Origin of the sequence: Wolbachia endosymbiont (group A) of Portevinia maculata, assembly GCF_964028525.1 — a bacterium.
GTDB lineage: Bacteria > Pseudomonadota > Alphaproteobacteria > Rickettsiales > Anaplasmataceae > Wolbachia.
This window is the reverse complement of the sequence record NZ_OZ034786.1, coordinates 54,736-69,460: the sequence shown is the minus strand read 5'-3', so window position 1 is coordinate 69,460 and position 14,725 is coordinate 54,736. Positions and strand designations below refer to the sequence as shown.

Below are 14,725 nucleotides of genomic sequence, written 5' to 3'. Positions count from 1 at the left end.
TAAAAATGAAAGTATACAGTTGGCCTGATAGCTCAGTTGGTAGAGCAAAGGACTGAAAATCCTTGTGTCGCTGGTTCGATTCCTGCTCAGGCCACCTTCTCTTTCTTGGCAAATTTGCCTTTTTGTTATAAAATACTCTATATCGTAATATAAATATTAGAGAGGCAAGTTATGGTGTATAAATATTACAATAAAGTATTTAAGATCTTATTAATTATAGTTCTATTATTAAGCAATATTACTTATGCTGGCGTTAGTGAAAAACCGGCATCTCAACATGTAACCAGAAAAGAAGAACCAGCGTCAACTGCCTTGACGGCAGAAAATACAGTAAATAATGACATAGTTGTTGGTTTGTTGAAAACGGAAGAAGCACATGAGCTTGGGCTATCTCAAAATATCTACGAGATGTTTAATAACTTTGGGGTTAAGACTGTACTGATTGATTATAATAAGATAATTAGCCTTAAAAAAATTCAGACAGAGTCACTTAATCTCGCAAAACAAGATGAAACATTGGCAAAGAAGCTTACATTAGACCGAATAAAAATTGAAGTTGCAAAGTTTATTAAAGAGCACAAAATAAATAGAATATTTATTCCGGATAATTTACACTCAGCACCCACTCCTTGTCGCCAGCTTGTTACTGAAGCAATTGCAAAAATAGTGGATGATAACCCTGCAATTCATTTACTTGGCATATGTGAAGGCATAATGAATGCAAAGGGAATTGAAGTAGTGAGTGTTGTGAGTGATGAAGAGAAGCGAAGATCTCATTTAAAATCAGCATCTAATCCACATAAAGAGGATGCACCTCTCCAGCAGATAAAGATCGTTCCAAACAGTCGTTTAGCGGAATTAGTAGCTAAATTCTTAATACCTAATGAAAATGGCTGGTTTTCAACATATTTTCCAGATGCTCATTCAGGGGCAGTAAGTAATACACCAGAAAATAGAAGAAAATTGGAGTTACTTGGATATAAAGTTGCAGCATTTTCCAGTGATGGGGTAATAGAGGCTATTGAAGATAAGCACGGTAATATTTACTTTCAATGTCATCCAGAAGCTCTTGTTGTAAAATCAGATAAAAACCTCTATTTATCACATCACAAGGAACGTCAAGTGTCTACACTAGTTGCTATAGCGATTATAAATGATTTTCTTTATCGTGCTTAATGGCTATAGCTTTAGATTTACCAACGATTTGATAAACGACAAATTCGTCATCCCGCTGCTTGTTAGCGGGATCTAGAGATACCGCGGCGGTATGACTTGCATTAGCTATAAAATAGTAGTTTATATAAATCCCATAGCATGCCGAATGAAGCTTTTTTTGAGAAAATTTGAATTTTCAACTGCAATCAAGCCAAGATTTCTTAGTGCTTTAGCGCAGAATATTCTGTTGGAGAACATCCTATTTAATCCATCAGTTGCAAGCGCCATTGTAAAATTATCAAAGTATCTGTTACGTGAAATTTTCTTTAATAAATAACTACTGCCAACATCAATACCAGATGCTTTTGCAGCAACTATGTGCTTTATAACACTTTCTACATCTCTAATTCCAAGATTAAGCCCTTGACCTGCAACTGGATGAATTGAATGTGCTGCATCGCCGATAAGCAAAACTCTACCCTTATATAACTTTTTTGCGAAAACAAAACTTAAAGGATAAAGTTTTCTTTCACCCTCTAATTTTATCTCTCCTAAATAAGAACCAAATCTTTTTTTGAGCTCTATAATAAATTCTTCTTCAGACAGATCCATTAGCATTTTTGAAATTCCAGATTTTTCTGTCCAAACTATCGAAGAAGTATAGCCACCCTTCATCGGTAGAATTGCAAATGGACCGCCAGGAAAAAAACGCTCTACAGCTAAGTTTTGGTGATGCAGTTCATGCTTTACATTAAATACTATGCTACTTTGTTTATAATCAAATTTCACTGTCGGTATAGAAAATAACTCTGGTAGTTTAGAGTTTTTGCCTTCAGCGCAGATAAGTAGCGATGATATTAATTCCTGGTTATTATCAAGAATAACTTCCACATATCCTGAATCACAAGCAATTGTTTTATAGGAATGTGGAGAGTATATATTTAGTTTATTCAGAAAATTATTGTTGATTGCATTCCATATAGTAGCATTGTTAATAACATAACCCATTGGTTCTTCATCAACCATTTTATGATTGTAATGCACAGTAACCGCATCTAATATGCATATATCAAGTATTGGCTCAGCTTCGCTTTCTATAAACTGCCAAATCCCTAATTTTTCCAATATTTTTTTCGAGCCTTGAGAAATAGCAAATGCTCGGTTGTCATCTACTACACGTGGTAGACTATTTTTTTCAATCACAGCTACAGACACAGAGTCACAACTGAGGCCAATTGCAGTAATAAGACCAAGTAACCCACCACCTGAAATGATTACATCATAATTCATTTTATTCACGCTAATTGTAAAATTATATTTTATCTATTTTGAAAATAGTTTAAACAAACTTTGTATACTATGAGTAAAAGACTTTAAGGTTTTCTTATATACAAATTAAGTCTCTTAGAACCTGTCTTGAAAATGGCTAAGCATAGAAGTAATCATATTAGATTTCTTGCATAACCCAAACTAAGTAGAAAAAAGGCAACTCCCCTGTCATCCCAGTAGCCCTTTCTTGTCATCCCAGTGCGTGACACTGGGATCTCATTTTACTTTATAATGATGTCATGGAAGTAGCTGACACTGGAATTCAGAAAAAAGGATGATGTCATTCCAGTCTGGAATCCAGCCTTTCCATAATCATCAAAACGTTGTATTTTAACATAAAACAGCTATTTTTATACTTAATAAAATTCCTGGATCCCAGACTGGGATGACACCCTTCTGGTAGACAATGTTCGTACAGTTGTGGATTCATTCGCGGTATAAATTCCGCTAACTAGTAGCGGAATGACGGTTTTTCAAATTATAGGTAAACCTAATCCACTTTAGCTATAACATCTTTAGCAATGTCTTCATAAATCTCTGCCAAATCTTCACTTAGCATTAAAGGATTTCCACAATCAGAAGCATGACATATTTGTGGATCCAGAGGAATCCTGCCTAATAGTTTGATGCCCAGCTCCTCAGACATTCTTTTTGCGCCGTCTTTTCCAAATATGTATATTTCTGAGTCATTTTGAATGAAATAACTCATATTTTCCACAATGCCAATAATCGGTATACTGAGCTTTTTAAGCATATCATAAATTTTGCGAGCATCGATTAAAGAGAGCTCCTGTGGAGTTGAAACTATTATCGCCCCGGTTAAGTTAAAATTTTCCATAAGACTTAAATGCACATCGCCAGTTCCAGGTGGTGTATCAACTATCAAATACTCTATATCGGACCACTTTGTTCCCATGAGCAGATTATAAAGTGCTTTTGTGATCATAGGTCCGCGCCATATTGCTGCACGATCCTTGTCAACAAAATAGCCGATTGAAATAGTATGCAGTCCATACCTTTCTATAGGTATTGCTTTTCCACCCTGTATTTCTGGCTTTAATTTTTCAGTGCTAAGCATTTTAGGAATTGAAGGACCATATATATCTGCATCAACCAGCGCAACTTTATGTTTCAACTTTGCTAATGAGAGAGCAAGATTTAGCGCAACTGTGGACTTGCCCACACCGCCTTTACCAGAGGCCACAACGATTATATTTTTCACTCCTTCGATATGTAATTTAGCTTTTTGTTGCCCAGTTTGTTTTTGACAAGTAGCAACCACGATCACTTTTGTCACCCCCGGTATAGCTTTAACAGCTTGCTCACAATTTCTTCTTAATTCTTCGTTTGCTTGCGTGTTACCGGCAACTTCAAGCGCAAAACCAATGTCCCCGCCTTTAATAATGATTGAGGATATTATGCCAAGAGCGATCACATCTTTACCGCTTTTTTGCTCTATGACTTTTTTTAAGTTCTCTCTTACAATTTCTTCGTTGATCATTAGACCTCTTACATAGCAGATCCCAGTGCGGAACATTTGTTTCGGAAACAGTATGTTAAATGTTATAGCAGGTTTTGCCTAGAACACAAGCCAAGTACTGGTTCACTTTATGACAGTATCATGAAAGTAGCCTCTTTCTTGTCATCCAAGTAGCCCCTTCTCCTGTCATCCAAGTAGCTTGACACTGGTTTACTTTATGATGATGTCATGAAAGTAGCTGACACTGGTTCTTTTTTTCTAGATCCCAGTGTCACGCACTGGGATGACAAAAAAAGGAGCACTGGAATGACAGCAGTCCCACGTCATACCGCGATTCATTCGCGGTATCTCTTAACATAGATCCCGCTAACACGTAGCGGGATGACGAATATACCGCCACGAACCGTCATACCGCCACGAACCGTCATACCGCGATTCATTCGCGGTATCTCTTAACATAGATCCCGCTAACACGTAGTGGGATGACGGTTGTCGGTGAACCTAAGTTACTTTAGCTACAAACATTAAGAAATTTACCAAATGAAAAAAAAGGCAAAAGAAGCCCCGTGGTTATTATCCGCTTTAAAATATTGGCGTTTTTTATGTTTTAAACGCTTGACAAGCGAGATAGTACGCTGCTACGAAAATTACCTGCAAAAAGAAACCTCTACTCCTTATTCTTTGCCCTTCCTGCACGCTTACGTTCATTTGGATCAAGGAATTTCTTGCGTAAACGTATAGATTTTGGAGTTACTTCCACCAATTCATCATCATCTATATACGCTATCATATCCTCCAGTGTCATTATCTTTGGAGGAGTGAGTTTTATGGCTTCATCACTACCTGAAGCTCTTACGTTTGTTAATTGCTTACCTTTTAGCACGTTTATCTCCAAATCATTGTCACGGCTATGCTGGCCGACAATCATGCCACAATATACCTTATCCTGTGGCTTGATAAACATAATTCCCCTGTCTTGCAAATTGAAAATTGCATACGCCACAGCCTCACCCTTATCTGTAGAAATTAAAACTCCATTGCGCCTTCCAGAAATTGGACCTTTATGTGGAGCATAACTATGAAATAAACGGTTAATTATGCCTGTGCCCCGAGAATCAGTTAAAAACTCTCCTTGATAACCAATTAATCCTCTTGATGGCACTAAAAACGTTAATCTTGTCCTACCATTACCAGAAGGTCTCATGTCAGTCACTTCACCTTTTCGGAAGCTGAGTTTTTCCATGATGATTCCACTATATTCATCATCTACATCAATTACTACTTCCTCTATAGGTTCAAGTTTTTTGCCATCTTCTTCCTTAAATAGCACGCGAGGGCGTGATACTGAAAGCTCAAAACCTTCTCTCCTCATATTTTCAATTAACACTCCAAGCTGTAGCTCACCACGTCCACCTACTTCAAACGCTTCACCACTTGATGCCAAAGTTACGGTAATTGCAACATTTGTTTCTGCTTCTGCATATAAACGATCCTTTATAACGGTTGAGGTAAGCTTTGTTCCCTCTTGTCCGGCAAAAGGTGAATCATTAACACTCAGAGTAATCGCCATCGTCGGCGGATCAACTGGAGTTGAGCTTACTGCAGTTGTAACCTCTGGTACTGCTATAGTGTCAGAAACTGAAGCTTTCTCAAGTCCTGCAATTGCAATTATGTCTCCCGCCACAGCTTGTTCTACTGGAATACGTTTCAAGCCAGAAAATGAGAGCAACTTAGTTAATCTCCCTCGTTCAATTACTTTACCGTCCAGATCAAGTACCTTAAGATCTGAATTGACTTTTGCAACGCCCTGATAAACCTTTCCTGTCAATATTCTGCCAAGAAACTTATCAGACTCAAGTAGAGTGACCAACATAGCAAAAGGGGCATTTTGATCATAAACAGAAGGTTTTATATAATCTATAACCGTTGAAAATAATGGGCTTAAATCTTTTCTTTCATCAGAAAGCTCCTTAGCACACCAACCATTTCTACCTGAAGCATACAACACTGGAAAATCTAGCTGCTCGTTGGTTGCATCAAGGTTAAAAAATAACTCATATATTTCATTTAATACTTCATCAATTCTGCTGTCTGGTCGGTCGACCTTATTGATTATCACAATTGGCTTCAAATTTGCTTTTAGTGCTTTTGACAACACAAATTTAGTTTGTGGCATGGGACCTTCCGCAGCGTCAACCAGCAGCAACACACCATCTGCCATGCACAATACCCTTTCTACTTCTCCACCAAAGTCTGCGTGCCCTGGCGTATCAATAATATTGATTTTTTCATCACCCCACATTATTGATGTGCATTTTGCAAGTATTGTAATTCCGCGCTCACGTTCTTGGTCGCCACTATCCATAACTCGCTCTTGAACTTCTTGATTCTCACGGAACGTGCCACTTTGTTTTAACATGTTATCAAGCAAAGTAGTTTTACCGTGGTCAACGTGTGCGATTATTGCTATATTACGGATCGATTTAAATTCGTTCATTTTCTATCATTTCAAAATTAATTTAGTAATAAGTATACATAAAATACACTTGGAGTAAATAACTAAAGCTGTGTATAAGTGCTGTGTTTCCAAGATATTATAGGATTACTTTGTTAAATATTCTCTACTCCCAGGTTTTGTTATGGGTAGTTGTTTTAATTCACTTGGAAGTTCTTCCTCGCTGTAGTTTTGGATGTTCAGTTCAATCAAAGATATGACAGGAAAAGGCAGTTTCGTTTCACTATTCCTCTTTATTAGAGAAGCTTCAGCAATGACTTTACCTCCCTCCCCTTCTGCACATTTCACTGCTTCAAGTGAAGATTTGCCTGTGGTTATCACATCCTCGATAAGTAATATTTTCTCACCCTTTTTGATCTTAAATCCACGGCGTAATTCAAACTTGCCATTAACGCGCTCGCAAAACATTGTCTTTATTCCAAGCTGCCTGCCAATCTCATAACCTACAACTATTCCGCCAATTGCAGGAGATAATATTAAATCTATGGAGCTATTTAATTCTTTTTTTATTTTATCTGCCAGTAATGCGCAAACTTTCATGGCTCTGCTTGGATTTTCAAAAATTTTAGCGCATTGTATATATGTATTGCTATGCAATCCAGAAGATAAAACAAAATGCCCATGCAAAATTGCTTCTGCTTCTTTAAATTCTTTTATTATTAGGTTGTTTTCGTCTAATATCATTTTTTAAGTTTCACTATTACATTCTTTATTAATTATCTGAGTGATACAAATATCAGACCACACGTTTATTGCAGTTTCAAACATATCGATGATTGTATAAATAGGCAAAATCAGTCCCATAATATGCAGAGGAACATTCATCGACATGAGATAACTGGTTGCCATAAAATAGCACCCCATCGGCACTCCAGCGTTACCAATTGCTGCACTAGTTGCTAAAAAAATCCATATAAACATTTCGCTTAAGGAAAATGCGCATCCATTCATCTCTGCAACAAACATTACAGTGATTAGTATAAATGCAGCACATGCATTCATATTAATTGTTGTGCATATTGGTAAAATAAAGGACGACAATTTCTTTGGCACCTTTAGCTTATTTTGCACACAGTCTATAGTTGTTGGCAATGTTGCACTGGATGATTTAGAAAAAAACGCAAGTGTGAGTGCCGGCATAACCCCTTTCAGCGTTTGAATTGGTGATATGCCTTTATACCACATAAGTAGCGGTAAAATCAGAAATGCCTGCACAAAATTTGCAGACATTATGCAAACAAAATACCATAAAAGACTGTAGAACTCGCTACCACCTTTTAATTCGTGCAAAAAACATGTAATAAAAGACCACACAGCAAGTGGAACAAGCTTTAGTAACCCCTGAGCAATTTTAAGTAACGTATCGAAAAGTGCAGAGAATATTTGATGTAATATGTCCTGCTTTTCTTTTGAAAGTGAAACAATAGCTCCACCCATCAAAAAAGCGATCAATATGCTACCAATAACGTTATTTTCAAGAAAAACTTGCACAAAATTCGAAGGAATGAGTGATTTTAAGTATGAAAAGTAACTGTAATTGTTATTATCCAAACTTCCTATCGTGTTACATATGAAATTTTTTTTCACTGGGTCTATTAGCAGGTAAAACAATAATGCAACAAACGCAGCTATAATAGTTGTAAGCAGCGTATAAAATAGTGTTTTCTTAACTAAGGTTTTAATTTCGATTGAGTCTTTAAGTCCTGAAATTGTGGAAACTATTGATAGAAAAACTAAAGGTAAACTTATTAATTTCAACAAACTAACAAATATGTCACTAAACAGCTTTGCTATTTCAAATATAATCTCACTGTTTAAATAGTAAGCAACTATTGCAAACAGTATAGAAAAGAGTATTGCAAACTTGTGCATTGAAAATAAAACTTCAAAGTAACATTATACAACAATTTTGCTGTTTTGGAATCAGATTGATAGACAAAATAACTTTACAAATTAGGAAAAGATAAGAGGATGCGTTTATTCGGAGACAGTAGACTTCTTGCATAACCCAAACTAAGTAGAAAAAGGTATCATCCGAGTAGTTGACACTGGTTCCTTTATGACGGCAGTGCCCAGATACTGGAATCCAGCCTTTCTGCAATCTCATCGAAAACGTTTTTCTATGCTAGTTTGCTTGTGAGCAAGCAAACTTTCCTGGATCCCAATGTCTGGGCACTGGGATGACACCCTACTTAACCGTCATACCGCGATTCATTCGCGGTATCTCTTAACATAGATCCCGCTAACAAGCAGCGGGATGACGATTGTCATTTAGCCATAAATATTAAGAAATTTACCGAATAAAAAAAAGGCAAAAGAAGCCCCATGGTTAACTAGTTATTTATATGTACTTCAAAATATTGGCGTTTTTTTTCTAAACGCTTAATAACCGCGATTCAGCCGCTTTTAAATGCGACTAACCTAAATTACAAACATTAAGAAATTTACTAAGTGGAAAAAAAGGCAAAGAAACCCTAAGGTAGCTAGTATTCAAATTCTCCCTTGTCTATTTGACGTCTTTTGCTGTCTTAAACGCTTTATAAGCGCGTTTCGGCTTGTATAGGTAGAAACCTAAAAGTTTTATAAAAACATGAGGTGCACATAGTGCAAAAAATTAAGCATGATTTACGCCAAATACATTAAGTTTTTTTGTTATTAATCCACTGCAGAGATTGCGAAGGTAAATAATTAGCTTCAGTTTCATGATAAGGGAGCTGGCGGAGTTTGTCAAGGAAGTTTTTCGTTTCTATTCCCAATAAAAGTTTATTATATGGTTATGCAAGAAGTCTAGTGGAATTGGCTAATATTTCTTAATTTAAATTCAGGTGCACTTAGCCCATTCTGGTGATAACAAATTGGAACAGATAAGGTATGATAACTAACTTTTCTGTGAGTATATAGTTTTGCCAGACACAACAGTACGTACCACGTGCCCTTTTACTTTGCGCCCATCGAAAGGGGAATTCTTTGATTTACTAGCAAAGTTGTCAGTTTTAATTTCCCATTCATGATTGAGGTCAACTAAAATTAAGTCTGCAGCAAGGTTTTTTTGTATACGACCACGTGATACGTGTATTATATCTGCAGGCTTATATGTCAATTTTGCAAGCACATCAAGTAGACCCATTTGCCCACTGTGGTAAAGTTCAAGTGAAAGGGGCAGCATTGTTTCAAGGCCAACAATACCAAATGCAGCATTTTCAAGTGGAAGATCTTTAGAATTACGATCATGCGGAGCGTGATCGGTTGCAATGCAATCAATCACACCTGTCTTTAAACCTTCAACCATAGCTAAACGATCTTCTTCAGTGCGAAGCGGAGGGTTCATTTTTGCAATTGCTCCATGTTGTTTTACTATATTTTCAGTCAAAGTGAAGTGATGAGGGGTTACTTCACATGTAACATTTAATCCCAAATCTTTCGCACGTTTAATAGCATCAAGTGAATCTTTTGAAGAGACATGTAGAATATGGTAGTGCACATTTTCCATATCTTTCATGAGCAGTATATCACGATTTACCATAACCGATTCTGACGCACTCAAGATTCCCTTTACTCCCAATTCTTCAGAAATTTTACCTTCGTTGATTGCACCACCTGCTGATAAATTTAAATCTTCTGCATGTTGAGCAATAGGAACACCCAGCATACTTGAATAAAGCAGCGCCTGTCTCATAATCATTGGGTTCATAACTGGCATGCCATCATCAGTGAACCCAACCGCACCTGCTTCCTTTAAAAGTGCCATTTCAGTCAACTTTTCTTCCGAAGTGGTAATTTTAGCGTAAAATTCAACGTTTACATGTGAAGTTTCAAGTGCTCTATATTTCAAATATTTAGCCAAAACAACGCTATCAATTGCTGGAACAGTGTTCGGCTGACAAACTACAGTTGTAACGCCTCCCGCAGCTGCAGATTTGCTGCCTGTATATATAGTTTCTTTATGTTCTTGGCCTGGTTCACGAAAATGTACGTGAATGTCAATAAGGCCTGGCATTAGAACAAGCCCTTTACAGTCTATTGTTTCATCGATCCCACTTGTTGAAAATAATGATTCACCAAAGTCAACAATTTTATCCCCTTCAGTCAATAATGAACCTTTTATATCAAGCTTAGTTTCGGGATCGATAACACGAGCATTAATATATGCAATTTTATAGCCTTCCTTTTGCCCTGTTTGCAGCAAATTCCAAGTTTGAGTCATTATATTTGAGTATCGATTATAAAATAAATCTAAAGTTTTTTTAACAAAATACAACCAAATAAAAACGCAGACTAAAGTTGCGAGAGCTGTCTTGAATTAAAATTGTCCCAAAAATTTGGCTCTTATAACCGAGTTACTTCAGTTTTAACGTTAATATGAAAAACTCTTAGCTCTGTTGAAGGATTTTCCAGTTGAATATCTAGCTCATTCTGTATGTTCGATAAACAAATCAAAGCTGAGTCAAAATTTTCATCACACTGCTTCGCTTCATGCATACCATCGATTATTTCCTCTAATTCTTCCACATCATCCATTTCTTGCGGCGCACTTTTTAATATCGCTTTTATTTGGTTTAAATTTTGACGAATTTTCTCCTGATATCCAGCAATTCTCTCTTGATATATATCAATTATTTTTTGACATGCGTTGCCTCTAAATGGATGTTCTTTTTTCTCTTTTATGTAAGAACTTTGAAAGTCTTTACAGTTAAGGATTGCTTCTCTATGTTTTTTTATGTCATTAATTGCACTGACTATCGACTTATCTATTTTCTTCAAATTTTCTTCCCGTCCTTCTCTTTTAATTATACTTTTGGATTCATTTTTCATTTGGTTCATTTTGTCATACAGGTTTCTGCATTCTTTGTAAGATACCATTGGTTGTAATATTCCTTCTTCTACACCTTTATTGTAAAAATTCTTCAACTCATTACTTGATAGTATTGTTATAGCATCTTCCCTTTTGCCTTGTGATTTAGGATACTTTTTATTCAATGAACTAACATGATTTAACAAGAAATCTTTAACTAGCTCTTCCTTTTTAACTTCAGCTAATTTTTCTAGTGTTTCTATATATTTCAGAACTTCCGCAAAGAGCTGTCCACCAGATGGAGCAAATCCTTGAAGTGGTTTACTCTGAGCTTTATAAAAATCGGTTTGTAAAAAATCTTCAGCTTGTTTTTTTATTACTGAAAGTTCATTGAAGGCTTTTTCTGGATTGATTTTTCTCAAAATACCAACAGTTTTTCTAATCGCTTTTTCTCTCTTTTTATTATCTTGCTTTTCATTTAATATCAGATGTTCAGTTTTGGTAAAAGCATTACCTTGATCACTCTTTGCAATGTTACAAACGATGTTTTTTACAACTTTTTCAGTTGCTGCATAATCTATTTCTTTTGCAAAGCAGTCAACAAATGATTGCCAAACTTTTTTATTAACAAGCTTACTTGTCTTATTTTCAAAATCTTCTCTACTTTTGAATCCTAAAATAGTATAGAGATTTTTTTCAACTATTGGTTCGGCATGTTGTTTTGCCACTTTACCTTTTATATTGAATGGAAATTTACTAATCTTAGTTGTACCCACAATGTTACCTCAATATTAACGCTATCTATAAAAGTATAAAGATTTAATATTTAATTTTTAATTAATACTAGCACAGCTAACTACGGGGGCATTATGCTAGCATCAATAGCAAGCGTCAATTAACACTTTAACTTCTAACTTGTCATCAGTAATATTGTTTATATAAAAACTATAATTTTTTATGCCTGAACTTGGGAATATATTGCTACTCATAGCCTGCTTATTGTCTTTGACATATTTGTTTTTACCGCTTAGTTCTTGTCGGTTTATTACCACTGCCATATTTTTTTGTGTATCAACATCAATGGCTATTTTGATCTACTGCCACATTACAAATGATTTCTCACTCGAAAACGTATATTACCACTCACACACAACAAAACCTTTGATCTATAAGATTTGTGGAGTTTGGGGAAATAAAGAAGGGTCTATGTTGCTTTGGACATTAGTGCTTACCTTTTACCTATTTCTGATGGGTATTTTTACTGATAACGACAGTAAATTGAAGAAAGTATCCTTGATCACCCAAGGCTTGATTTGCTTTTGTTTTTTACTGTTCACTTTACTTGAATCCAGCCCCTTCACTAAAATGCCAAGCGTTGAAAAAGATGGATTGGGTTTTAATCCGATATTGCAAGATATAGGCCTTGCTATTCATCCACCGATATTATATTTGGGGTACCTTGGATTTAGCGTTCCTTTTTCGCTCTCTATAGCTGGATTAATTGCAAATACTGAAGGAAATGTTTGGGCTAAAATTGTCAGGCCTTGGGTACTTATTTCTTGGTCGCTGCTCACTTTGGGCATCAGCTTGGGTAGCTGGTGGGCATATCGCGAACTTGGGTGGGGTGGATTTTGGTTTTGGGATCCAGTGGAAAACGTTTCTTTGATACCGTGGCTAATTGCAGTGGCGCTGACACATTTGTTGCTCGTTGTACGAAATTTCAATACTTTAAGGAATTTCGCTATTTTACTTACGCTTACAACTTTTATATTGAGTGTAACTGGAACATTTCTAGTCCGCTCAGGAATACTCACCTCAGTGCACACGTTTGCAGATGACTCAAGGTATGGACTGTATATATTAGCTCTACTTGGTGTAATTACAGTCAGTAGCTTAGTAATATTTGTAGTGTTTACGAGAAAAAATCGCACATCTTTCCAGTGCTCGACATTGGAATCCAGAAAGAAATCTGCTACTCAAGTGACAGAGGGTAGAAGATTCTTTTCACGCCTTACGATGATGCTGATGAACAATTTATTATTTATTACTGCCTTTTTCATCGTGTTCGTTGGCACTTTATACCCTACAGTGCTTGAGTATTTAACCGGTGAATTAATTTCAGTTGGAGCACCATATTACAATTCTTTATTTAATCCTATTGCACTAGCTATTCTAGTGCTCACCATGATCGGGCAATACTGCCGTTGGCAGGGAAATAGTCTATTGCCAATATTTCGTGAATACAGATTTTCATTCTGTAGTGCTGCAGCTATTTTGCCGTTTATCTTTCACATGGAGCTAATAATTGTGCTATCAATTACTATCTCCATAGCATTATTAATCTTTGTTTTAGAAGCATATAGTAAAAGAATTTGTTTATTTAAGGTAGCATTTGGTGAATCAATTTTATTAGCAAGAAAAGTTTCTAAATCCTACTATGCAATGATGGCAGCTCATGCTGGAGTGGCAATTTTAGTGCTTGGTATAGCTTATTCAGTTGGTTGGCAGGAGAAAAAAGAAAATTACTTAAAAATAGGGGATAGCATAACAGTCAATAAATTTAAAGTTACTTTACGAAATATTGAGCTAATAAAAGAAAAAAATTTCCATGCAGTGAGAGGTACAATGGATATCAGGAATTTGCTGAATAATAAGATATTGGGTGAGATAACCCCTGAATATAGATTTTACCTTGTGGAAGGTCAGAAAAATGTTGAAAGCAGTATCTACCACAATTTGCTTTCTGATATTTATGTTGTAATCGGTGAGATTGATAAGAGTAAGAGCAAAATCGCAGCTAAAGTGCACTATAAACCTGGAATGTCTATAATCTGGCTTGGATCCTTCCTCATCGCTTTTGGTTCGCTCCTTGCTGCTTTTCCTTTATTGAGAAGATTTTAATAGGACTCCTTTATACTATAACGAAAAAACTTCCTTGACAAACTCCGCCAGCGCCCTTATCATGGTATTGAAGGTATTCAGTTATCTTCATCTGTGCAGATTAAACAGCAAGAAAACAACGTAATTGGCGTCTTATTTTTAATTTTTTGCACTATGTGCACCTTATGTCTTCACAATATTTCTAGGTTTTTACCTACACAAGCTGAAACGCGCTTATAAGTCGTTTAAGACAGTATAGTACGCCAATTTGCAGGATTAGAGAGTGACAACTAGCTAACGCGGGGTTTCTTTTGCCTTTTTTTCTGCTTAGTGAATTTCTTAAACATTTATAGCTTAAGTTAGTTGCACTTAAAAGCAGCTAAATTGCAGTGTTTAAGACTTAAAAAACGCCAAATACTGAAAATAGACAATGACTAGGGCTTCTTTTGCCTTTTTTTTGTTTGGTAAATTCCTTAATATTTATAGCTAAACGACAACCGTCATCCCGCTGCTTGTTAGCGGGATCTAGAGATACCGCGGCGGTATGACGGTTCGTGGCGGTATGACGGTTCGC

10 protein-coding genes and 1 tRNA gene are annotated in these 14,725 nt (G+C 36.1%); 3 read left to right on the top strand and 8 right to left on the bottom strand.

From position 1 onward, the window contains the following. The first annotated feature begins 21 nt into the window (after positions 1–21). Together ABWU36_RS00305 and ABWU36_RS00300 are read left to right on the top strand one after the other, a co-directional pair. Positions 22–94 (top strand) — tRNA-Phe (locus ABWU36_RS00305). Between the two features lie 80 nt (positions 95–174). After that, positions 175–1,176 (top strand): gamma-glutamyl-gamma-aminobutyrate hydrolase family protein, encoded by a 1,002-nt coding sequence (locus tag ABWU36_RS00300; RefSeq protein WP_353273206.1) that lies wholly within the window; start codon positions 175–177, stop codon positions 1,174–1,176. Between the two features lie 120 nt (positions 1,177–1,296). Here ABWU36_RS00300 and ubiH read toward each other — a convergent pair whose 3' ends face one another. From ubiH to ABWU36_RS00260, 8 genes are all read right to left on the bottom strand, one after another. Further along, positions 1,297–2,445, bottom strand: a complete 1,149-nt coding sequence (gene ubiH, locus ABWU36_RS00295; protein WP_353273205.1) for a 2-octaprenyl-6-methoxyphenyl hydroxylase — start codon at positions 2,443–2,445, stop codon at positions 1,297–1,299. 529 nt (positions 2,446–2,974) lie between these two features. Next, positions 2,975–3,985: an Mrp/NBP35 family ATP-binding protein gene (locus ABWU36_RS00290; protein WP_253309664.1), complete on the bottom strand. Its 1,011-nt coding sequence runs from the start codon at positions 3,983–3,985 to the stop codon at positions 2,975–2,977. Positions 3,986–4,631: 646 nt separating this feature from the next. Next, entirely contained in the window at positions 4,632–6,461 is a 1,830-nt protein-coding gene (gene typA, locus ABWU36_RS00285) for a translational GTPase TypA (RefSeq protein ID WP_253309662.1), read from the bottom strand. Positions 6,462–6,566: 105 nt separating this feature from the next. After that, complete coding sequence (pyrE, locus tag ABWU36_RS00280; protein ID WP_253309661.1) at positions 6,567–7,163, bottom strand: orotate phosphoribosyltransferase; 597 nt, start codon at positions 7,161–7,163, stop codon at positions 6,567–6,569. A gap of 3 nt (positions 7,164–7,166) precedes the next feature. Next, entirely contained in the window at positions 7,167–8,351 is a 1,185-nt protein-coding gene (locus tag ABWU36_RS00275) for a dicarboxylate/amino acid:cation symporter (RefSeq protein ID WP_264732084.1), read from the bottom strand. Positions 8,352–9,357: 1,006 nt separating this feature from the next. Then, positions 9,358–10,683 carry a dihydroorotase gene (locus ABWU36_RS00270; protein ID WP_353272853.1) on the bottom strand — a complete coding sequence of 442 codons (1,326 nt, stop codon included), beginning with the start codon at positions 10,681–10,683 and terminating at the stop codon, positions 9,358–9,360. Between the two features lie 122 nt (positions 10,684–10,805). Next, positions 10,806–12,047: a hypothetical protein gene (locus ABWU36_RS00265; protein ID WP_265016776.1), complete on the bottom strand. Its 1,242-nt coding sequence runs from the start codon at positions 12,045–12,047 to the stop codon at positions 10,806–10,808. Between the two features lie 102 nt (positions 12,048–12,149). Next, the gene (locus ABWU36_RS00260) at positions 12,150–12,329 is read right to left on the bottom strand and encodes a hypothetical protein (RefSeq protein ID WP_253302580.1); all 180 of its coding nucleotides are present in this window, start codon (positions 12,327–12,329) and stop codon (positions 12,150–12,152) included. Positions 12,330–12,351: 22 nt separating this feature from the next. Here ABWU36_RS00260 and ABWU36_RS00255 point away from each other — a divergent pair, with 22 nt between their 5' ends. After that, positions 12,352–14,172: a heme lyase CcmF/NrfE family subunit gene (locus ABWU36_RS00255; RefSeq protein WP_253309656.1), complete on the top strand. Its 1,821-nt coding sequence runs from the start codon at positions 12,352–12,354 to the stop codon at positions 14,170–14,172. Positions 14,173–14,725: the final 553 nt, after the last annotated feature.

What these genes read in the sequence shown, in the direction of transcription:
- ubiH (WP_353273205.1), bottom strand. Translation starts at nt 2,445, where the DNA reads ATGAATTATGATGTAATCATTTCAGGTGGTGGGTTACTTGGTCTTATT.
- ABWU36_RS00290 (WP_253309664.1), bottom strand. Translation starts at nt 3,985, where the DNA reads ATGATCAACGAAGAAATTGTAAGAGAGAACTTAAAAAAAGTCATAGAG.
- typA (WP_253309662.1), bottom strand. Translation starts at nt 6,461, where the DNA reads ATGAACGAATTTAAATCGATCCGTAATATAGCAATAATCGCACACGTT.
- pyrE (WP_253309661.1), bottom strand. Translation starts at nt 7,163, where the DNA reads ATGATATTAGACGAAAACAACCTAATAATAAAAGAATTTAAAGAAGCA.
- ABWU36_RS00275 (WP_264732084.1), bottom strand. Translation starts at nt 8,351, where the DNA reads ATGCACAAGTTTGCAATACTCTTTTCTATACTGTTTGCAATAGTTGCT.
- ABWU36_RS00270 (WP_353272853.1), bottom strand. Translation starts at nt 10,683, where the DNA reads ATGACTCAAACTTGGAATTTGCTGCAAACAGGGCAAAAGGAAGGCTAT.
- ABWU36_RS00260 (WP_253302580.1), bottom strand. Translation starts at nt 12,329, where the DNA reads ATGGCAGTGGTAATAAACCGACAAGAACTAAGCGGTAAAAACAAATAT.
- ABWU36_RS00255 (WP_253309656.1), top strand. Translation starts at nt 12,352, where the DNA reads ATGGCTATTTTGATCTACTGCCACATTACAAATGATTTCTCACTCGAA.